We start from the raw sequence: 21,802 nt of genomic DNA, 5'->3' as shown, positions 1-21,802 counted from the left end.
TCAACCGCGAAATGATGCTGGGGACAACGCGAGGGGAACAGGTCTTGCAGAAACGTATTCTGGCGCTTGGTGGAGATGGCATTGGCCCGGAAATCCTGACCTACGGGTTGCAGACCGTTCAGCAGCTTGCAGCCCTTGCCGGGATCGAGGTTGAGGTCACACACGGGCTGCTTCACGGCGCGGCGTGGGAAGCGCATCAGACATTTTGTACCGACGACGTTCTACAGCAGGCACGCATATCAGATGCTGTTCTGATCGGCGCTGTAGGCGGACCCCAATGGGATAACATCCGCGTCCCCGGAGGCGCCGAATGCCAGGACGGGCTGATGTATTTGCGTCATCATTTGCAAACCTATCTGGGTTTGCGCCCGGCACGTGCCCGGGCACCTTTGCTGGGCAGAACCCCGTTTCGCGAAAATCTGGCACACCAGACAGATGTCCTGATCCTGCGTGAAATGTGTGGCGGCGCCATGTTTGCAACCGAACGTGGACGACGCGACGTAGGGGGTCTGCGGCAAGGCTATGACCTGACCGCCTATGACGAGGCCGAGGTGGCGCGCTTCGCGCATGGGGGATTTCAGCTGGCCCGGCAAAGGCGCGGCAGACTTGTCAGCTGCGACAAATCCAACGTCATGGAAAGCTACAAACTCTGGCGCGAGGTCGTGACGGAAATGTCCCGCGACTATCCGGATGTCGTGTTCAAGAACATGTTTGCGGACAATTGCGCCTATCAGCTGATGATGCGGCCACATGATTTCGACGTGATCCTGAGCTGCAACCAACTGGGCGACATTCTCAGCGACCTGTCGGCGGTTTATGCCGGTTCGTTGGGTATGCTGCCTTCTGCCTGCCTATCGGCCAACACGGATCAAGGACAGGTCTTTGGAATTTACGAAAGCACCGCCGGATCAGCACCCGATATAGCAGGCCAGGGCATCGCAAACCCAATAGGGACAATCTTGTCTGTCGCGATGATGTTCACCTACAGTTTTGGACTTCCTGTATTCGAAACCAAAGTGGAAGCGGCAATAGACGCCACCCTGAAAGACGGCATCAGGACACCCGATATTGGCGGTTCCGCCACTGGGTCCGAGGTGACGCGAGCGATCCTTGAAAGGCTAACCGGATGAGCGCGTTCGACTATGTGATCGCCGGGGGAGGTTCGGCCGGGTGCGTGCTGGCTGAGCGACTGGCCGAAGAGCGCGACGTGTCGGTCTGTCTGGTTGAGGCAGGCGGTCACGGACGTGATCTTTTTATTCAAATGCCCGCAGGAAACGGGTTTGTCTTTGGCAATCCCAAACTCGATTGGGGATATGTGTCGGTCCCTCAGGCGGGTTTGAATGGGCGGGCAATTTACTATCCACGCGGCAAAGCGCTTGGCGGGTCGTCGATTGTTAACGGCATGATCTATATGCGTGGTGTTGCCGCCGATTATGACGCATGGCAACAACCCGGTTGGAGTTTCGCCGAGGTTCTTCCTTATTTTCGTCGCTCCGAAGGGTCACGTGACCGGCGTGATGCCTGGCATGGCACAGACGGACCTCTCAAGACCGAACCCGCGCGCAATTTTGGCCCGATGGACCAAGCCTTTATCGACGCAGCGATCTGCGCAGGGCACCGTGAAACCAGTGACTTCAACGGGTCTGAAAGGACTGGTGTAGCCCGGAATGACAGCACGGTCAGCAACGGCGTCAGGCAATCTGCAGCTATATCCTACCTTCGAAAAACGCCGCCAAACCTGACAATTCGAACCGGAACTCATGTCGCGCGGATCGTGACACGAGGCGGCAGGGCAACAGGGATTGAAACGCTTGCGGGTGAAGTAATCGAAGTCGAACGCGAAGTGATCTGTTGTCAGGGTGCTTTTGGGACACCGCAGCTTTTGATGCTGTCGGGGATCGGTCCGGCCGATCACTTGCGCTCTCATGGGGTCAAGGTGGTGGCCGACTTGCCTTCGGTCGGTGCGCATTTGTCTGACCACCCGGATGTTTCAATGCAATGGGGATCAACGCGGCATGACCTGAGCCACGCCAGATATCAGCGCCTCGATCATGCTATGAAATTGATGCTCCACTGGCTGTTGAATGGCGGCGGCCCCGGAGGTGGCGCGTTCTTCTCTACGGTTTTGTTCCACGCTTTTGAGGATCCGATGTTACCCGAGCTCGAGGTTTTCATGACGCCAATGGTTGTCGAGGAAAACCTGGGAAACGGCGCGCGGGAAGATGTGCCCTTGCTACAGCGCTTGGGGCGCAGGTTGTTGGTAAGGGGGCGCAAGATGGCGCGGCCCGGCGTTCAGATCGATATCAATCTCGAACGTCCGCGATCAGAAGGATCTGTTCGATTGGCCGGTGCTGATCCTCGGAGGCATCCGGTAATCGACCCCAACTATTTTTCCGACCCCCACGATATCGACGTCCTGCGGCGGGGCGTTAAGGTCATGCGCGAGATCATGGGGCAAAACCCGATTGCCAAACTCGTAACAGAAGAGCTCGGCGTCTGGAAAAACGCCAGAACCGATGCCGAGATCGAACAGGCCATTCGAAACACCGCTTACACAGGCCACCATCCTGCATGCACATCCCGAATGGGCGAGGTTTTAGATAATGAGCTGCGCGTGCACGGGATTGAGGGGCTGCGTGTTTGCGATGCCTCAGCCATGCCACGCCAGATCACAGGCAATCTTTATGCAACGGTCGTTATGATGGCCGAGAAAGCTGCCGACATGATCCTTGGCCGCCCCCCGCTTGCGGCCGAATACCCGATGGAGCACGACCTATGAGTGACATCCGAACCTTCAAATTCTTTGCTGGCAATACTTGGCATGAGCCTTTCGGTGGCAGCTATATCGACAGTGAAAACCCAGCCACTGGCAAGATCTGGGCCAGAGTACCCGATTGTCGTCAGATGGACGTGGAGCTTGCGGTCGCTGCCGCGAAATCGGCTTTCTACGATGGGCCTTGGGGGCGGATGCAACCTGCGGAGCGGGGGCGCATTTTACGGAGAATGGGAGACGTGATTTCCCGCCATGCCGACAGGTTGGGTCAGGTCGAAACCCGCGACAACGGCAAATTGCCTTCGATGATCACGCCCGGTTTACGAGAGGGTGCGTGGCTGGTGGACAGTTTCCATTACTACGCTGGGATGTGCGACAAATTCGAAGGCCGCGTTACCCCGGCGGAGGCTTCGAACATCCACAATTATGTAAAATATGAACCGTTCGGCGTGGTGGCGCAGGTGCTGCCCTGGAATTCGCCTCTGGGCACTCTGTTCTGGAAACTCGCCCCGTGTCTGGCGGCAGGCAATACGGTGGTGATGAAGCCATCCGAGCAATCCAGTTGCTCGACCCTGGAATTGATGGCGGTTTTACTGGAAGCGGATTTGCCGCCCGGCGTGTTGAATGTTGTCACAGGATATGGTGCGACAACGGCCCAACCCATGATCGAACATCCTGACGCGCGCATGGTCAGCTTTACAGGTGGCACAGCCGGGGGGCGCGCGGCCGCCATTGCCGCTGCCAAGGGCGTAAAACCCGTGGTGATGGAATTGGGAGGAAAGTCACCTCAGATCGTGTTGCCGGATGCCGATCTTGATCTGGCCGTCAATGGAGTGGCGTCGGGGATTTTCCCACCGGCCGGGCAAAGCTGCATAGCAGGATCACGCCTTTTGGTGCATCGGGATATCATTGATGTGTTCTCGGAAAAGCTAGTTGAAACGGTCGCAAAAGCCCGTGTCGGCGATCCGCTAGATCCAGCCACACAGATCGGCCCCATAGCCAACAAACCTCATTACCAGCGCGTTCTGCAGCACATTGCAGATGCTGAAATCGCCGGGCACAGGCTGTTGCTTGACGGCAGAACGGCCTGTCGATCCGAAGGCTACTACATCGGCCCAACCATTTTTGCCGACGTACCGAACGACGCGAAACTTGCGCAGTCCGAGGTATTTGGACCTGTCGTCAGCACCGAGAGCTGGGAAAACGAAAGAGATGTGATCCGAACCGCCAACGATACGCCCTACGGTCTTGCTGCGGGCATCTGGACCCGTGACGTGGCCAAAGCGATGCGGATGGCCGACCGGATCGAAGCCGGCACTGTGTACATCAACAACTACTTCAATGCGTCGACCCAATCTCCAGTCGGGGGGTACAAACAGTCCGGCTATGGGCGCGAAAACGGCTGGGACGGGATGCGATGCTTCTTACAAACCAAATCTGTCTGGCTCTCCACAGATCCCCATCAGCTTGATCCGTTTGCATGAACGGCAGTGTTGCGCAGCAGAGGAAGAATGACATGAAAGGCATTTTCGGCGACGGCAGCAGATTAACACAACATATCCGTGCCGCTGCGGTTCTTGGGCCGCTGCTCACCATGCGGATATGTGCGGGGGAAAAGGTCAGGTTCCAGGCAACTCTGGGTGCGGTTTCATGACCGCAATTTCCCGGCTGGCGCAGTTTGCAGTCCATGCAGTTCCCCCGCCTGATCTACGCAAAGTGATTGCCCCGGCAATCGCCGACTGCTTTGGATGCATCCTCGCCGGGTCGACAAGCGAAGTTGCCATGCGCGCGACCCGGGCCCTGGGCGGGTTTGGCGCGGGCCCCTGCCCGCTATTTGGAACGGACCAGACCCTGAGCGCGCTCTTTGCCCCTCAGGTCAATGCGATCGCTGGTCATGCCTGGGATCTGGATGATTGGGAGGAGCCGGGGAACACGCATCCTACCGTGGTGTTGCTGCCCGCCCTTCTCGCGGCCAGTACGTTTCGCCGCACCACCGGGGCAGAGCTGTTGGCGGCTTATGCAGTCGGCACCGAAATCATCATGCGCATTGGCGAAGCCGTGAGCTTGGATCACTATGCGCGTGGGTTCCATTCCACGGCTACATTGGGCACGATCGGCGTTGCCGGGGCGGTATCGAGCCTGCTGGCCCTATCGGTGGATCAGACTGCGCACGCCCTGTCATTGGCAACCTCGACAGCGTCAGGCTACACGCTGCAATTCGGGTCAAATGCAAAACCGTTGCAAGCCGGATGGGCGGCACGGAATGGCCTGGAAGCAGCTGTGTTGGCAGCGCAAGGCGTGACGGGCCAACCGCACGTTCTGGATCACGCGCGAGGCTTCGCCGGGCTTCAAGGAAACTACGATCCATCTGTATTTAACGCCGCGATGGGCAAAATGGGATCGCCTTGGGCTTTGGGTGAATATGGCCTTGTCCTTAAACCCTGGCCCTCTTGCGGGTATACACATCGGCTGATGACCGCAGCGGCAAACCTGCGCCCAGCGGTTAACGGAAGGCTTTGGGACATCACCGCGATTGATACCCGCTTGCCCGATTTCCACGCCGAGATATTGCCGTTCAATCACCCCATGTCACGCGCGGAAGCCTTGTTTTCAATCCCAGCTTGCGTCGGTCAAATTCTGGCCTCGGGTAGCCTTACGGTTGCAGACAGCGAAGACGCGTTCTGGAAATCACCTGCGGTTTCAAGGTTGATCCAACTAACGCGTGTGACAGCCGAACCCGCACGAAACCCGAACCTCAACTATGACCCCGATCAACCCGACCTGCTGCGCATAGAATTTAATGACGGGAGCGCAGTTTCAGAAGCCTGCGCTTTCCCGCTTGGCGCATCGCAAAACCCGATGACCAACGCACAACTGGCCGCAAAATACACCGCGCTCACAGGACAACCGGAACGCGCATTCACCGACCTTCTTGCATGGCCTGATGCACAGGACAGTGCCACGTTCTTCAAGGGATATTCAAATGAACCAGCGTAGACGATCAGGTGGCCGTGCGGCGCGACACCAAGCGAGAAACGATGGGGCCGGGTCTGGGCCGACACGCGCGATCTGGCCTGGAATTGAGGGCGGGCAATATGCGCCCCTCACCCAGGCAGAGATTGAAATGGTCGATCACACTGCCATGCGTATTCTCGAGGAAATTGGCGTGAAAGGCGCGACGCCGCGATGCATCGAAACACTATGCTCAGCAGGTGGATCCCTGACAGATGACGGGCGTTTGTTGTTTCCTGAAGCAATGGTTCGAAAGACCCTTCAGATCGCAGGCCGTGGCTTCAAACTCTGCGGTCTGGATCCCGAAAATGACATCGACCCCTCTTCGTCGCGCACGCATTTCGGCACATCGGGTGCTGCCGTCCACATCATCGACAGTCAAACAGGCAAAATACGCGACACAACTCTGCGCGACCTATACGACATGGCGCGCTTGGCCGAACAACTGCCGAACATCCATATGTTCCAACGCACTGTTGTCGCGCGTGACATTACGGACCCGCGTGAAATGGACCTCAATACGCTCTACGCCTGTCTGAAAGGAACAAGCAAACCCACAGGTACGTCTTTTGGATCGCCGGACGTCATGGAAGAGGCTGTCAGAATGCTTGCCCTTCTCATGGGCGGGCCCGATGCCTTGCGTGCACGACCGCCGGTTTGCGTGTCCACCTGCTTTATCGTCCCGCCGCTGACATTCGCCGAAGAAGCACTTGGTGTGATCGAATGTGCGGCACGGCACGGTATTCCGCTCAAGCTTGTCTCAGCCGGTCAGGCCGGTGCGACCAGCCCGGCCCCATTGGCCGGGGCCGTGGCGCAACAAACCGCCGAGGTCCTAGCCGGGATTGTCTATGTCAACCTGCTGAATCCCGGTCACCCAGCCACTTTCGCAGCGTTGCCATTTGTCAGTGATCTGCGGACCGGGGCCATGTCCGGAGGGTCCGCCGAGCAAGGTTTGCTGATGGCCGCCTGCGCACAAATGGCGCGCCACTATGATATCCCATGCGCTGTCAGCGCTGGCATGACCGACAGCAAACTCCCTGATTTTCAAGCTGGGTACGAAAAGGGATACACGGAACTTCTGGCCTCACTTGCTGGCGCAAATCTGGTCTACGAAGCGGCAGGAATGTACGGTTCGCTTCTTGGCGCATCGCTCGAAAGTTTCGTATTGGACAATGACCTCATTGGTTCAGTGATGCGGGCGACCCGCGGGTTCGAAGTATCGGAAGACACATTGTCACTTGAAACCATCCGCGATGTTTGCGTCGGAGGACCGGGGCACTTTCTGGGTCACGCGCAGACCATAAACCGAATGGAAAGCGACTATTTCTACCCGGCGATGGCGGACCGCAGAACGCCGCAGGAGTGGTCTGAGGCACCTGATAAAGATGTCTTGGAACGCGCCCGACTGCGCACGCAAGAACTACTCGCCAATCCAAGCCCCACACATATCCCCAAAGACATAGACAAGGCGATACGGCAACATTTTCCCATAAGGGACCTGCGGTAACGTTGGTGAAACTCTTAGGCCCAACTTAAAGGTCGAGGTATTTGCAGCGCTACATCAGAGGCAGTTGAAACGCGGCGCATCCGAATTAAGAGAGCCGCAACCCAAGGGCCGCACAACCGCACATCACAGAAATTTTGATATCTTGTCGAGTGTGGCTTTGCTGACTGCGACACCCGATTTACGAGCGATCTGGCGCTTCGCACTGCGGCCGTCACCGGGCAAATGCGCAGCTTCTTGAGCACGGATCGCGCCAACCAATTCGGCAACCCCAGTCTCAAACCCACTCGACGTCGTCGCGCTTGGATCAATCGCAATGAAGAACTGACCTGTCTTCGGGGGGCCGCCCAAAGTTCCTGAAAACGGTGATGCGTTGATGCCTAAAGTGGCACCTGTCAGAGCCGCCGCCATAAGCTCTACCGTCAGAGCCACCCCAACACCCTTGTATCCACCCGACGGTGCCATGGATCCCTTCAATCCAACCTCAGGATCGGTTGTTGGATTGCCGTCTGCGTCCAAGGCCCATCCCACTGGGATCGGCTTGCCTTCACGCGCATGTTTCATGACCTCGCTTTTGGCGATGGTACTGGCGCTCTGGTCGATCAGCAGGGCGGGTTCACCATCGGGACCGGGCGCGGCAATGGAAAAAGGATTGGTGCCCACCACAGGCTTCGATCCACCGGACGGCGCGATCGAAGCGGGGGCGTTGGTAAACCCCAGCCCCACTAGCCCGGCCTGGGCCAGCCGATAGGTGTGGTAGCCCAAAACGCCACAGTTATAGCTGTTTTTAATGGCCAACACCGCGACGCCCTGTTCTCGGGCCGCCGGGATCAGGGCCTCGAACCCTGTGTCAATGGCCGAATGCGCAAAGCCGGTTGCGGCGTCAACCGCCACGACACCGGGTTTGGAGCGTGATAGAACGGGAACCGCTAAACCATCGACCTTGCCGCATTGCACATGCTCGCAATAGATCGGGATATAGGCGAGCCCGTGACTTGCAACGCCATCGGCCTCGGTTGCTGCCGTGGCCTGCGCCAGTGGGCGGGCATTTTCTTCGGAAGTGCCAGCCGCTACGAGCGCGCGGAAAGACAGGTCTTCGATCTCAGTAAGGGTCAGGGTTTGTGTATCGGTCACTTTGGCGTCTCTTCAATCATTGTCAAAAAGCCCGGACCCTGCACCCAGCAGGCGGGATTCCTCGGTTGCGGGGGCATAGGTGCGGTGGGCATAGCGGTTCAGCATGTCCCAATCCTGCGGGTCAGGATAGGCGCGCGTCTCTTGTTCACGTGTTGCGGTCGGTGCACCGCCTCGGGAAACCACGACCGTGTGGGCCGCATCAGGCAGACTGTCAGGGGCCGTTAGCCAATCCTCGCCCACGACACTCTGAACAGTGTCGATCTCAATTGTTAGCGCTTCATTCAATATACGCGCGGCGTGGCGCGCAAACGGCAGCATCAAGGCGGGCACTGCGACGTACTGCATCTCGATTGGACCCGTTTTCAGCAAGTGGGCCGCATCAGACAACAAAGGCCCCGCAGACAAGGGGCACAACGCCCTTTGGCCCTGCCAGAGACGATCAATCTGCCCAGGGCGATGCGCCGCCGGGTCCGAAGCCAGCCCCTGCTCCAACAACGAGGACAAAATCCCCGCCCCGTCCAGCCCCTGCACGCACAGCCAGCGGGCCGCCTTTGACGCCTCCTCGGCCTGGCCCCAGGAATAGCCCGCGCCGCGGGTGGCCCGTTTTGCGGTTGCTTCAATCTCGTTGAGCGAAAAATTCATGTTGGTTCCTGCGGGTAGACCCAAAGATCCGCGTTTTCAGAAGTCAGCTCCTCCGGGTACGGCGCACCGGAATACATGCAGATTCGCACCCATCGATCCGAACGGGGGTCAAAATGGGTTGCTCCAAAGAATGACAGCTTTGCCCGCAGCATGTCGATAGGCAGCACCTTTGACCCAATCGTGTTATCGCGGATTTCACCATAGGGTGCGGATGGGGTCATTTGAACGCGCCGGATCGTGTGGCGATGTTCCGGGTGGCGCAACAGAAATTCGGCCACGGGCTTGGTGTTTTCCCACCCGCCCAGCGCGTCATAGGCAGCCGCTGCATCCCGCGCCGGGGCCAGAGGTTGTTCATAGTCAGAAATGGGTTCATCAAACCGTTCCCCCATGCGGGGTTCCAGCTTTTCTTCGGAAACATACCACGCCCGCGCGCAATTCTCGCGGACGTCCCAATCCAGATCCAAAGCCCAGGCATATGTTTCCCGGATCAGGTCACGGACTGTCCCGATAGGCATGGTTCCATCTATCACAAACGCCTGCGAGCGGGTATCTGCCATGCACGAGGCCAGCCCGTCCACCAAATCGCCATAAGGCTCCAGGATCAGCGACGCCAGCAACTCCTGACCTTCCTCGCTCAGCGCGGTTTCTGACCAGTCCACCAGTCGATTCCACGGTCGATCTGCGGTCAAATCATCTTGGCTCAGATACTCGGAGATCAACAACAGGTCGGCCTTCAACGCCTCGAGCTTTTTGACCTGTATCTGATGTTCAGATCGCCACCACGAAACCGACAGTCGGCTGCGTTCGAAAACTTCGCGGAACCGCGCGATCTCGGCCTCGCTGGCAACTTCCACAGACCGAACCCGCGCAATCGCTTCTTCCCGTACCATGATCCAGTTGTTGAACAGAACCGGGTGGTTGACGATAAACGGCGCCATGCCAAGCCCGGTGGAGTTACCAATCCCCAGCCAGCGGGCAATCTCGGGGTCCAAAGTTGCAGCCTGATCGCCGCCTTGGACATTCGCCATGTGTTGCACCAGATCCCGCACAAACGCTCGGGTCAGAAAGACCGAGAGCATCTCGACCTGAAACGGGGCCTGCGTCTCGGGCCGGTCGGCAACTTTTTCCCGATCCGCCGCGCCAAATTTGCCCGAGCCATATACGGCAGTTGTCCGCATCAGGTAGCCAACCTGATAGATCTGCTCCAAATCCGGCTGCCGGCCTGCGGCCAAGGATTTCACAACATGGTCCCAAAGGCGGACCGAGCGATTGGCACGAGACAAGGACAGCTCGCTTTCGCTCACCCGCCCGGCCTCTTGCAGGGGTACGTTTCGGGAAAGGCGGTCAATGTCGGCCTCGGTCGGGATGCCGTCGAACAAAGCAAAGGTGGCATCCCACGCTTCGGCAATCACCCGATCCGAGCGTTGCTCCGGTGGCAAGTCATGAGCAAAGGCCACCAGCGAATAAGTCCGATCCGGCCCTTGAGCGGTATAGACCGCCCGACCAACACCATTGGTGTCAATGTCAAAGACAGGCCGTGTGAACGACCAGTTTTCCCGCGCCATTCGGCGGGTCAATTGCCGCATGAAACTCAGCCGACACTGATGCAAAGAACCCAACCGCGACAGCCGCATAACTGTGGCCGGGTCTCGTCTTTCGATCTGTGTCTGCGTCAGTTTTTCCATTCATCTACCCTTGAGGCCCGAAGTTCTCGGCAAAGAACCTGTACCAGTTTTCACCCATGATACCGGCCACTTCTTCATCGTTCAGACCGGTCGCACGCAACCCGAATTCGATGTTTCCAAAGTCCCGATTGTCCTGAAACCAGGACGGCATCGGGGGGAATCCGGGGTTACTTTCCGACCCCTCGCCATAGTCGATTTGCTTCGACCAACGGCCAACCCGCATCCATTCGACAACGCTGTCGGGCTGATCCTGACACAGATCCGTACCGATCCCGAGATGTTCCGCTCCGTATTTCTCAGCCGTCCGCGCAATCATCTCGCAGAAGCTTTCAAGAGTGCAGTCCGACTTGTCCTTCAGGTGATGAGGATAGACCGAAAACCCCAACATCCCACCGTTTTCAGTCACCGCACGTATCACTTCGTCGCGTTTGTTGCGCAGGGCCGGGGCCCAATCAAACGGGTTAGCGTGGGTGATCGCAATCGGACGCTCGGACAGCTCGGCCGCCTCGATCGTGGACCGGTCGGCTGAATGGCTCATGTCAACGACAAGCCCGACCCGGTTCATTTCCTTGATCACCTGACGCCCCATGCGGGTGATCCCGGTGTCTTCGGCCTCGTAGCAGCCTGTCGCCAACAGCGATTGGTTGTTGTAGGTCAGCTGCATGAATCGCGCGCCCAGTGTATGCACGATTTCGACCAAGCCGATGTCATCTTCGATGGGCGATGGGTTCTGAAACCCAAAGAACACTGCTGTGCGCCCGGTTTCCCGCGCTGTATCAATGTCGCTGGCCCATTGACCCTTCATGATCAGGTCCGGGTATTGTTCGAACCAGCGGTTCCATTTTTCAAAGTTCAGAACCGTCTCGCGGAAATCCTCGTGATAGGCGATGGTGACGTGGATCGCGTCCACGCCCCCTTCGCGCAATTGCCGAAAGATCTTTTCGGACCAGTTGGCGTATTGCAGCCCGTCGATCCGCATCAGATCGGCTTTCCGGCGCTGATATATGCGGTTTTGACCGTTGTGTAGAACTCGGCCGCAGCCTTGCCCTGTTCACGTGGGCCATAAGAGCTGTCACCACGCCCGCCAAAGGGTACATGATAATCCGTTCCCGCTGTGGGCAGGTTTACCGTCACGACCCCGGTGCGCGCATTGCGTCGGAAATGCGTAGCCCGGGCCAGATTTTGCGTAACGATGCCCGAGGTCAGACCGAAATTGGTATCGTTGACCGTGGCCAAGGCCTCATCATAGCTGTCGACCTTGATGACCGAGGTCAATGGCGCGAACATCTCTTCCCGGTTGATGCGCATGTCGTTGGTGGTGTTCAGGAACACGCCGGGGCTCATGTAATACCCATCATGCGGCATCTCCAAACGCTGTCCGCCGCAAGCCAGTTCAGCCCCTTCGGATTTGCCCAGATCGACATAGGCCAAGTTCTCGGCCAGTTGCTGCGCACTGACGACAGGGCCCATCTGAGTCCCCTCTTCCAGCGCGTGACCGACTTTCATCGCCTGAGCACCCGATACCAGTTTCTCGACAAACGCGTCATGCACAGCGACATGAACCACCAGCCGCGATGAGGCGGTACATTTCTGACCGGTTCCTCCAAACGCGCCACCCAATGCCAACGAAACGGCAAGGTCGAGGTCGGCGTCGTCCATCACGGCCAGCGCATTTTTCGAACCCATCTCCATCTGAACCTTGGTCAGGTTCTGGATGGCCGCCGCTGCGATCCCCTTGCCCACCGGAACCGATCCGGTGAACGAGATGGCGTTGACCTTCGGGCTTTCCACCAGCCGTTGCCCAATGGATCGACCCGAGCCCATGACAAGGCTGAACAGACCCTTGGGGATATCCTGACCGTTGATGATCTCGGTCAGGGCCACGGCAGAGGCAGGCGTGATGTTGGCGGGTTTCCAGACTACCGCATTGCCATAGCAGAGCGCCGGAGCAATCTTCCAAGAAGCCGTCGCGGTCGGGAAGTTCCACGGGCTGATAACGGCGACAACGCCAACCGCCTCGCGGCGCACGTCAATCTCGATATCAGGACGTACGGAATCCGCGTTCTCGCCGATCTGACGCAGGCATTCAGCTGCATAATAGGTATAGAACTGACCGGCGCGATAGATCTCGCCCTTCCCTTCCGCAAAGGGTTTGCCTTCTTCGCGGCTGAGCAAAGTGCCCAGCTCTTCGGCGCGGGCCATCAGCTCGTTGCCAATGTTCATCAACACGGCCTGCTTGCGTTCTAGCCCATAAGCGGCCCATTCGGCTTGCGCAATGCGCGCCTGGTCCAGTGTCGCCTCAAGCTGATCCGCACTGGCTTGTGCGAAATGGCCGATCAGGTCGCTCAGATCTGACGGATTGCGGTTTTCGATTTCACTTTCACCGGCAAGCCATTCGCCAGCGATGAGATTCAGGTTGGTCACGACGGGCCTCAAGTTCAAGGAAGTTTGCCCGAGAATGGACTTTTGGAGCCATATCAGTCAAATTCAAATAAATTTACCAAACTTCAGGAAAACTGAAATTTGACAATCAAGATTGAAATGCTGCGTTGCTTTTGCGTTGTCGCACAAACTGGCAATCTGTCTGAGGCTGCCGACCGGCTGGGACGTACCCAATCCGCTGTCTCGATGACCCTTAAGCAATTTGAAGATCACCTGGGGAAAAAGCTGTTTGTCGGCGAACGTAAAAACCATCTGTCCGCTTTGGGTGAGCAGGTGTTTGAGTTATCCCTCAAACAGGTTCGCCAATTTGATGAGACAGTGCAATCCATCGAGGCTGCTGCCCACGCTGCCAATGGGTTGATCCGAATAGCGTCCGTCCCCTCGGTCGCCGCGTTGATTTTCCCGTCCGTGCTTGAACACATGACACAATGTTTTCCAGGCGTAAAAGTTGAGCTTCGGGATGCTGATACGCGACAGGTACTGGATGCGCTTGCAGACGGGAAAGCAGACATTGGAATTGCGTCTGGCTTTCATCCAGTGAAGGGCGTCAAAGCCTATCCCTTTTTCGAAGATCAATTCGGTCTGGTCTGTACGGCTGACAATCCGCTGAATAAAATGGCCGATCCGCCGACCGTGGATGAGGTGGTAACACCCACATTTGTTCGAAATGCCTTATGCGATCTCATTGAGGCACAGGAATATGTTGAAGCGCTGGAAGGGACCAACGTTACGATTCACAACACCCAGTCCCTGATAGCAATGGTGGCAACTGGAAAATGGATCACCATCCTTCCCCAAACCGTTGCTCGCATTATCCCTGAAAGCATGGCCTTTCGCACGTTGTCCGATCTACCCGACAGGCGACAGGTCTATTTGTACGTCAAGGAAAGACCTCGGTTCAAAGCCCTGGCAGATGCGTGCAGCGCATTTATTCTTGCCAGAAAGCTGACCTGAGGGCTGCAAGTTATCACCTCAGCGCCGAGCATCAACCGTTCTGGCCCGCTTCTTGCACAATCCAATCCCGAAAAGCTTTTAGCTGCGGCTGTTCAATTGCATCGGATGGGTAAACCAGATGGTAGGATCTTGAAGGCGCAAAATCGTTGTCGAACGGTCGGATCAACTGCCCAGATTGCAATTCGACTTCAATCAACGGCAATAACCCAAGGGATACACCCTGACCCGACAACACCGCCCGAAGCAGAACACTCGAATCGTCGATAATAACGCCGGGAAGGTGGTCGCCGGTTTCCACCCCGTGTGCATCGAACCACTCCAGCCAGTCGACTTGATCCTTCCAGTGCAACAGAGGTAGGCGCAGCAGATCCGCAGGCTTCAAAGGGCGCGCACTCTCGGCGATCAGAGTTGGGCTGATGACGGGCGACGTTGGAAATCGCAGCAGCGGTTCCGATGTCAATCCCGGCCAATCTCCGTCCCCCCATGCCAGCATCATGTCGGTCTGACCGTCCGAAAACTCCACCCCGCCCGGGGAATACTGAAGATGCAGGCCCGTTTCGGGAAAGCGTTGCCAAAAGCTGAACAGGCGGCGGGATAACCATTGCGACCCGATCAGCGCGCCGACGCCAACCGTTATAGACGATCTATTCGCTGTCTGGCGTACGTCCTGCACGGCCCGGTCAAGCCGCGCAAATACCGCCTCGCAGGCTTCGGAAAACTGCTGCCCTGCTTCGTTCAAAACAACCGACTGCGCGTGGCGTTCGAACAGGGGACAGCCCAGATGAGCCTCGAGCGATTTGATCTGCGAACTCACGGCTGTGGGCGTCACGCCCAGCTCTGTCGCTGCGCGTTTGAAGTTTCCATACCGCGCGGCAATCCAAAAGACACGAACCGCCCCGAGCGGTGGAACGACACTGCCGCTTTGCTTCATAAGACCAACTTCAAGTTATCCTAGATGTAAAGATTCTATATCTGTGCAAAGGGGTCAGTGCAATGCAGGCTAACGCTGAACAACATCCCCGCGAATTGGCGCCACTTTGGCAAACCAGCCAGGAGAGACCTCAGATGCCACGAGATTTGCCTTTGCAGGCCAAATATTACACTCAGCCGGACTGGTTCGAGGTTGATAAGGAAAAAATCTTCTTCCGAAGCTGGCAATGCGTATGCCATGTGTCCGAAATTGCCGATCCGGGCGATTTCAAGACCTTTACCATTGTGGATGAGGACATCTTTGTCATTCGCGCGCAGGATGGTGGTATCAAAGCGTACTACAATATCTGTCGCCACCGTGGTCACCCTCTGGTCGAAGGGTCAGGCAAGGGCAAAAGGGTGTTGGTCTGCCCCTATCATGCGTGGACGTATGAAATTAGCGGCCGACTGCGCCGCGCACCCGGCTCGGTCGAAAGTGATGGCCTAAGCTGCGACCAAATCAATCTGCGTAAAATCCTGGTCGAAGAGTTTTGCGGATTTATCTTTGTCAATCTGGACGAAAATGCCGAACCCATGGGCCCCGATCTGGAAGAATACCGCCAGAACCTGCTGAGCTTTCACCCCGACCCCGGCCAGCTGAAATTCGTTTGCGAAACCGAGATCACGCACGATAGCAACTGGAAGCTTACGGTCGAAAACTACAACGAATGTTACCATTGCCCGACCGTGCATGCGAGCTCGCTGACCCATGGCGTGCTTGAGATGGATGGATACACTACGGTCCCGCATGGCAAGACAATCTGGCATGATGGCAAGGCGCAGACGAAGAACGAAAAGCAGTATGACTACGATCTGAATGCCAGCCCACGCGCTGATGATTATGGGGCTTACTGGATCTTTCCCAATGTATCGATGTGCTGTTACCCCGGAGGGTACTTTACGATCCGTCAGTTTTTGCCTGTGGCCTGGAACAAGACGATCTATCGGTATCGATGGTTCTCGAGCGGCAACATCGCGGACGAGGATGTGATCGCATTGATGCACAAGCACAAGGAAACCACCGGGGCCGAAGACGAAGTGGTTGTGTCGAAAATCCAGAAAGGCATGCAAAGCCGCGCGTTCGAGCCGGGGCCTTATGTTATCGGTGACGGCTGCGGCGCGATGAGTGAGGTCGGACTGCGCCATTTCCACAATTTGTACCGCGAAGCGTTGGGAGAGGCGTGATGAGTGACGTGATCCGTCAGGACTTGGCCGCGCTTTACCGCCTTGCTCATCATTACGGCTGGACCGACCTGACATCGACCCATATCTCGGCGCGTCTGCCAGAGGACCCTGACCATTACCTGTTGAACTCTCATGATTTGATGTTCGACGAAATCACGGCGTCGAACCTGACCCGGATGTCTTTCGACGGGCAGGCCGTGGATGACGGGCCGAATAGCGGGAAGATCGTCAATCTGGCCGGGCACATCATCCACTCGGGCATTCTGTCGGCCCGACCTGACGTGAATTACGTGATCCACAGCCACACGCGCGCTGGCGTTGCCGTTTCGGCCATGCCCAATGGGCTGTTGGCTTTGTCCCAACATGCAGGGTTTGTTTTAGGTACGCTGTCGAGCCATCCCTATCAGGACTCTACAGCAGTTGAGGACGAAGGAGCCCTGTTGGCGCGCGACCTTGGCAACAACTTTGCCATGTTGTTACAGAACCACGGGCTATTGGTGGTCGGACGCACGGCGGCAGAAGCCTTCATTTATCACTACTACCTTGAGATGGCCTGCAAAATTCAGGTCGATATTCTGAGTGCGACGGACAAGCCGATCACGATCACAGACGATGCGATGGATGCCTTGCACGACTGGGGCGCGCCGCGAAACGGACCACATGGGGGCGTCCAGTGGCCGGCACTGATGCGTATGCTGGATCGAAGCGCGCCGGAGTTCCGGTCATGAGTGACAACGACCTGATCCTAACCCAACGCGACGGTGCCTGTCTGACTGTCACGATCAACAGGCCCGCAAAGGCCAACTCACTGACACCCCCGATGCTGGTCTCTCTGCGTGACATTTTTCTTGAAGCCGCCAGTGACACAGGGCTGCGTGCCGTGATTGTTACTGGCGCGGGCGGGCGCGTTTTCTGCGCTGGTGCGGATCTCAACACACTTTCAACCCACGTGAACGGCCCGGACCCCTGGGACGAAATGGCCCAAGCGCTCAGAGCTATCCCGGTGCTGACCCTGGCTGCCATTAACGGGCCTTGCATCGGCGGGGGTATGACCCTGGCCCTTGCGTGCGACATCCGGGTTTGTGTGCCCGAAGCACGGTTTTCCTACCCGGTGCTCAAAAACAATGTTTTGCCCGGTCAATACGATGTAAACAGGCTACACGCCCTAATTGGCCCGGGTCGGAGCGCAGCGATCCTGTTGGGGGGCGATGCCGCCAGCGCAGAAGATGCAGCCATGTGGGGTCTGGTCGACCGAATGGTGACACAAGAGGTTTTAGCAGACACCTGCCAAGCATTGTGTGCCCCGGCCATAGCCTCTGCCGACGGGCATCTGAAAACCCTGAAATCCATGCTCGGAAGGAGTTCTTGATGAAAGGTATCCGAATTGTCGACATGACATCCGTCCTGTCCGGGCCGTTCTGCACGTGGTTGATGGCCAGTCTGGGTGCCGACGTCATCAAGGTGGAAAACCCGGCTGGTGACCTTGCCCGCACAACTCCGCCGTTCGAAAATGACATCAGCCTCTATTTTGCGTCCCTGAACCGCAACAAGCGCTCGGTCGTTCTGGACCTGAAAACCGAACAGGGCAAAGAAGCCCTGCACAAGCTACTGGCCACGGCAGATGTGTTTGTCGAGAACATGCGGCCCGGTGTGCGCGACCGGTTGGGATGCAGCGATGCCGATCTGAAACGGATCAACCCGCGCCTGATCTCGGCCTCGATCAGCGGCTTTGGGCAAACCGGAAGCCTTTCGCACCGCCCGGCCTATGACATCGTGGTCCAAGCAATGAGTGGCATGATGAGCATAAACGGAGAGTTGGACGGCGACCCTACCCGCGTCGGCTTTTCGATAGGCGACATCTCGGCCGCGCTTTTCACCACAATCGGCATTCTGCAACGTCTGTACGAGCGCGACGCAAAGGGGGTTCAAGACACCAGCCATCTGGACGTGTCCATGCTGGCCTGTCAGTGGGTCTGCCTGGAAAACGCGTTTGCCCGCTATCTCAATGCCGGAATCGTTCCAAAACCCATTGGCTCACGCCACCCGTCGATGACCCCTTTTGAGCCATATCCAACAGCGGATCGGGATATCGTCATTGGTCTGGGCAGCGACAAGGACTGGCCCCGGTTCTGCGAGGCCATCGGATATCTTGACCTGCTGGACGACCCTCGTTTTCAGGGGGATGAGGCCCGGCTGGCCAATCGCGACGCCTTGGATCAGGTCTTGGGCGCGCATCTGAAACAGCACACTGCATCTCATTGGATAAAGATTTTGATCGACAACAGCATTCCGTGCTCGGTGGTCGAGAACATCCAAACCATTGCAGACAATCCTATCGCAGAAGAATACGCCGCCTTTTCCACCGTAAGCTCTGAAGGGAAAGATATGCGATTTGCGCGCAACCCCATTGCTGATCGCGGCCTTCAGGAAAACCCCGCACCCCGCCTGGGACAACATACAAGCGAAGTTCTGTCAGAACTGGGATATGACGATGCAACCATCGCATCTTTGACACGCTGAACTCAAAACTCTCCGACGAAGACAGGACCATTCGAATGCCCGTGTTTCAAACGCCAGACGGCACAACGCTTTATTACGAGGTGACCGGGACAGGCGACCCGATTGTGTTTGTTCACGAATTCGGTGGCGACTATCGCAGCTGGTATCGACAGATATCAGAGCTGTCGCGGTCATTTTGCTGCATCACATATTCGGCGCGTGGGTTTCTTCCGTCAGCGATCCTTTCGGACCGCGCACAATATGGGCAAGAGCAATCGACCGGCGACCTGTTGGCCCTGCTCGATCATCTTAACATCGAAGCCGCGCATCTTGTCGGAACGTCAATGGGCAGCTTCACCAGCCTGGACTTTTCGCTGAACCATCCCGATCGCGTATTGAGCGTGACGCTGGTAGGCAACAGCTCGGGGCCCCGGGACGCGGACGAACGTGAAAACTATCGGAAAACCTGGGTCGGGCACGAAATCCAGCTGCGCGAAGACCGGGGCGGTGATGGAGCCGTTGCTGTACTGGAGGATGACCCCGCCTATCAGAGTTTTCAGAAAGATGATCCCGAAGGATGGTCAACATATGCCGCAAACCTGCGCGATCAGTCCCCCGAAGGGGCGGTGCATGTGCTGTCCACACTGCATTGGAACCGGCGCTCATTGTTTGACGACGTGGCCCGGCTAAAAGCGTTCGACAAGCCCGTTATGCTCGTGACCGGTGATGACGACTACTATCTGGTCGGCGAAACAAATGCCTTTCTCAACGACGTCCTTTCCGATGTCAGATGGCATCGCTTTCCAGCAACCGGTCATTTGGTCAACATCGAACGGGCGGAGGCATTCAACAGCCAACTGGCCGAGTTTGTCGGGAAACAGGAATAGCGGACCTAAACCAATCCGGGGTTCCAGCGTACAATCCAAGCCCATATCGACTATGCGGGCTTGGGTCATCAGTGTAGCAATTGCGTCGAGATATGAGAAATGGCCAGTACCGCCGAAACATTGGCAAACTCCGCTGTTCATTCTTTGAGAGCGCTCAGAGCTACCCTCGTCTACACAACAACCGGCAGCAGTGCGCTAACCTTGACCGAATTGACGTTTTGAACGACCGTCCGGTGTGAGACGTTGCAGGAAGGGGCAGCCCCATGAGCGATCAATCCAACGAGGCAGACAAAACACAGCGTCGCGAAAGATCAAACATTCTGATCATCATCTCTGACGAGCATCGCAAGGACGCGATGGGATGCATGGGGCACCCAATCGTCAAGACACCAAACCTGGACGCATTGGCTGCTCGAGGTACGCTTTTTACCAATGCCTACACGCCATCGGCCATGTGTGTGCCAACCCGCGCCGCGATTGCAACCGGTGATTACGTTCACAAGACCCGACACTGGGACAGCGCCTCGCCCTATGATGGACGGATCCGAAGCTGGATGCGTCATTTACGCGATCAGGGAATTCAAACTGTATCTATCGGCAAGCTTCACTTTCGGTCGACCGAGGACGACAACGGTTTCTCTGAAGAAATCCTGCCAATGCACGTCGTGGGCGGCGTCGGATGGCCCATCGGTCTCCTTCGCGAAACCCCTCAACCTTATGATGCGGCGGCCGAATTGGCCGCCGACGTTGGTGTTGGAAACAGCACTTATACCGACTACGACCGAGAGATCACGAAAGCTGCCGAAGCGTGGCTGCAGAAACAAACAGGCTCGGATCAACCCTGGGCCGCGTTCGTGTCACTGGTCAGCCCCCATTACCCGCTCACGTGCCCGGAAGAGTATTTTACCATGTATGACCCAGCACAAATCGACTTGCCGGTCGGCTATGAGGATCTCTTCCGGCCAGAGCACACCGAATTGCGCAATGTCGCTGAGTTCTTCGATTACGAGAAGTACTTTGATGAGCAAAAAATGCGTGAAGCGAAAGCCGCCTACTATGGCCTGACGAGTTTCATGGATGATTGCGTCGGCCGCATTCTGAGCGCTCTGGAAAAAAGTGGTCAGGCAGACGACACAGTTGTGGTTTATGTCTCGGACCATGGGGACATGATGGGTGATCAGGGATTTTGGACAAAACAGGTGATGTACGAACAATCCGCCGGTGTGCCCATGATCCTCGCAGGGCCTGGCGTTCCTAAAAGGCGCAAGGTGACCACTGGAGCTTCACTGGTGGACCTGGCCGCGACTGCGGTAGACGTCACAGGTGTATCCCATGACGAAACAAGCAGTGATTTGCCAGGTATTTCTCTGCGCGAACTGGCCCTTGAAGAAGACAATCCCGACCGCACGATCCTGAGCGAATACCATGATGGTGGGTCAACCACCGGGACATTCATGATACGGTGGCAGCGTTGGAAATACGTTCACTATGTCGGCCATGATCCGCAACTTTTCGAGCTTACAAACGATCCTAATGAACTTCAGGATCTTGTGGCTCTACAAGCAGATGACCCGCAAACAATAGCTGCATTAGCGGAAGGCGAACATCGTTTGAGAAAGATTTGCGACCCGGAAACCGTCAACACATTGTGCTTCGCGGACCAGAAAGCGCGCATAGCCGAACTGGGCGGAGAGGAAGCATGCCTGACAGCCTATTGCTTCAACCACACCCCCACGCCAGGCGAGCAGGAAAAAATGCGCGATGCAAGCGCTGTGTGAGATTGGCTATTGGAATAATCGCAACGGAAACCGACCGCCGCTGAACGCAAGAAAAGGAAGATGCGATGGTAAAACGTGCAAAAGAACCACCAAGGGAAAAACGGTCATCTAAGCTGTGGATCGACGAACTTTCGGAGCGCTAACGCAATTCGGATTATCTTGATAAAGCGATCACTAGACGGTCAAATATGTCAAAGTTGACATTTCCGCTATTTGAACCTCTGACCTTTTGGTTATGATCCTGCGGAGGTTTGATCGTTAATCCCACAGTCTGTTGGACTTTTTGTAGATCGAGGGGTCTGTGTTGTGATTTTCCGACGTTGGTTGCGGGAGTAGGA

The 21,802-nt window shown here is 56.9% G+C and carries 18 protein-coding genes; 12 read left to right on the top strand and 6 right to left on the bottom strand.

Annotated features, from left to right (window positions below; all coding sequences use genetic code 11):
* Positions 1–44: 44 nt before the first annotated feature.
* The 5 genes from leuB to GOV90_RS18870 all read left to right on the top strand — a co-directional run bounded on the left by leuB (position 45) and on the right by GOV90_RS18870 (position 7,292).
* Positions 45–1,130: a 3-isopropylmalate dehydrogenase gene (gene leuB, locus GOV90_RS18890; RefSeq protein WP_171096287.1), complete on the top strand. Its 1,086-nt coding sequence runs from the start codon at positions 45–47 to the stop codon at positions 1,128–1,130.
* The gene (locus GOV90_RS18885; RefSeq protein WP_171096289.1) at positions 1,127–2,779 is read left to right on the top strand and encodes a GMC family oxidoreductase; all 1,653 of its coding nucleotides are present in this window, start codon (positions 1,127–1,129) and stop codon (positions 2,777–2,779) included. Before leuB ends, GOV90_RS18885 begins: the two co-directional genes overlap by 4 nt.
* Entirely contained in the window at positions 2,776–4,257 is a 1,482-nt protein-coding gene (locus GOV90_RS18880; protein ID WP_171096291.1) for an aldehyde dehydrogenase, read from the top strand. Before GOV90_RS18885 ends, GOV90_RS18880 begins: the two co-directional genes overlap by 4 nt.
* A 166-nt stretch (positions 4,258–4,423) precedes the next feature.
* On the top strand, positions 4,424–5,770 hold the full coding sequence (locus tag GOV90_RS18875) for an MmgE/PrpD family protein (RefSeq protein ID WP_171172879.1): 1,347 nt from the start codon (positions 4,424–4,426) through the stop codon (positions 5,768–5,770).
* Positions 5,757–7,292 carry a trimethylamine methyltransferase family protein gene (locus GOV90_RS18870; protein WP_171096295.1) on the top strand — a complete coding sequence of 512 codons (1,536 nt, stop codon included), beginning with the start codon at positions 5,757–5,759 and terminating at the stop codon, positions 7,290–7,292. The genes GOV90_RS18875 and GOV90_RS18870 overlap by 14 nt, the downstream gene beginning before the upstream one ends.
* 123 nt (positions 7,293–7,415) lie before the next feature.
* Here GOV90_RS18870 and GOV90_RS18865 read toward each other — a convergent pair whose 3' ends face one another.
* Genes GOV90_RS18865 through GOV90_RS18845 form a run of 5 tightly spaced genes read right to left on the bottom strand, consistent with a single transcriptional unit; the run spans position 7,416 to position 13,174 of the window.
* Positions 7,416–8,423 (bottom strand): Ldh family oxidoreductase, encoded by a 1,008-nt coding sequence (locus tag GOV90_RS18865; protein ID WP_171096297.1) that lies wholly within the window; start codon positions 8,421–8,423, stop codon positions 7,416–7,418.
* A 12-nt stretch (positions 8,424–8,435) separates the two neighbouring features.
* Positions 8,436–9,065: a DUF3726 domain-containing protein gene (locus GOV90_RS18860; protein ID WP_171096299.1), complete on the bottom strand. Its 630-nt coding sequence runs from the start codon at positions 9,063–9,065 to the stop codon at positions 8,436–8,438.
* Positions 9,062–10,750 (bottom strand): hypothetical protein, encoded by a 1,689-nt coding sequence (locus GOV90_RS18855; protein ID WP_171096301.1) that lies wholly within the window; start codon positions 10,748–10,750, stop codon positions 9,062–9,064. The genes GOV90_RS18860 and GOV90_RS18855 overlap by 4 nt, the downstream gene beginning before the upstream one ends.
* A gap of 4 nt (positions 10,751–10,754) precedes the next feature.
* Positions 10,755–11,729 carry a membrane dipeptidase gene (locus GOV90_RS18850; protein ID WP_171096303.1) on the bottom strand — a complete coding sequence of 325 codons (975 nt, stop codon included), beginning with the start codon at positions 11,727–11,729 and terminating at the stop codon, positions 10,755–10,757.
* Positions 11,729–13,174, bottom strand: a complete 1,446-nt coding sequence (locus tag GOV90_RS18845; protein ID WP_171096305.1) for an aldehyde dehydrogenase family protein — start codon at positions 13,172–13,174, stop codon at positions 11,729–11,731. The genes GOV90_RS18850 and GOV90_RS18845 overlap by 1 nt, the downstream gene beginning before the upstream one ends.
* A 99-nt stretch (positions 13,175–13,273) precedes the next feature.
* Between GOV90_RS18845 and GOV90_RS18840 the strand changes: the two genes are divergently transcribed.
* Complete coding sequence (locus GOV90_RS18840; protein ID WP_171096307.1) at positions 13,274–14,146, top strand: LysR family transcriptional regulator; 873 nt, start codon at positions 13,274–13,276, stop codon at positions 14,144–14,146.
* Between the two features lie 31 nt (positions 14,147–14,177).
* On the opposite strand, the gene GOV90_RS18835 is transcribed toward GOV90_RS18840, so the two are convergent.
* Positions 14,178–15,077: a LysR substrate-binding domain-containing protein gene (locus GOV90_RS18835; protein ID WP_171096308.1), complete on the bottom strand. Its 900-nt coding sequence runs from the start codon at positions 15,075–15,077 to the stop codon at positions 14,178–14,180.
* A gap of 134 nt (positions 15,078–15,211) precedes the next feature.
* Here GOV90_RS18835 and GOV90_RS18830 point away from each other — a divergent pair, with 134 nt between their 5' ends.
* The 6 genes from GOV90_RS18830 to GOV90_RS18805 all read left to right on the top strand — a co-directional run bounded on the left by GOV90_RS18830 (position 15,212) and on the right by GOV90_RS18805 (position 21,464).
* Entirely contained in the window at positions 15,212–16,300 is a 1,089-nt protein-coding gene (locus tag GOV90_RS18830; protein WP_171096310.1) for an aromatic ring-hydroxylating dioxygenase subunit alpha, read from the top strand.
* Entirely contained in the window at positions 16,300–17,028 is a 729-nt protein-coding gene (locus GOV90_RS18825; RefSeq protein ID WP_171096312.1) for a class II aldolase/adducin family protein, read from the top strand. The genes GOV90_RS18830 and GOV90_RS18825 overlap by 1 nt, the downstream gene beginning before the upstream one ends.
* A complete protein-coding gene (locus tag GOV90_RS18820; protein WP_171096314.1) occupies positions 17,025–17,669 on the top strand; it encodes an enoyl-CoA hydratase/isomerase family protein in 645 nt (214 codons plus the stop codon). The genes GOV90_RS18825 and GOV90_RS18820 overlap by 4 nt, the downstream gene beginning before the upstream one ends.
* Positions 17,669–18,820 carry a CaiB/BaiF CoA-transferase family protein gene (locus GOV90_RS18815; protein ID WP_171096317.1) on the top strand — a complete coding sequence of 384 codons (1,152 nt, stop codon included), beginning with the start codon at positions 17,669–17,671 and terminating at the stop codon, positions 18,818–18,820. The genes GOV90_RS18820 and GOV90_RS18815 overlap by 1 nt, the downstream gene beginning before the upstream one ends.
* Before the next feature lie 35 nt (positions 18,821–18,855).
* Positions 18,856–19,686, top strand: coding sequence for an alpha/beta fold hydrolase (locus tag GOV90_RS18810; protein ID WP_171096319.1), 831 nt, complete (start codon positions 18,856–18,858; stop codon positions 19,684–19,686).
* A gap of 263 nt (positions 19,687–19,949) precedes the next feature.
* On the top strand, positions 19,950–21,464 hold the full coding sequence (locus GOV90_RS18805; protein ID WP_171172878.1) for a sulfatase-like hydrolase/transferase: 1,515 nt from the start codon (positions 19,950–19,952) through the stop codon (positions 21,462–21,464).
* Positions 21,465–21,802 lie beyond the last annotated feature (338 nt).

It is taken from the genome of Ruegeria sp. HKCCA5929, from assembly GCF_013034525.1.
GTDB lineage: Bacteria > Pseudomonadota > Alphaproteobacteria > Rhodobacterales > Rhodobacteraceae > Ruegeria.
This window is presented reverse-complemented; position numbering and strand designations above follow the sequence as displayed.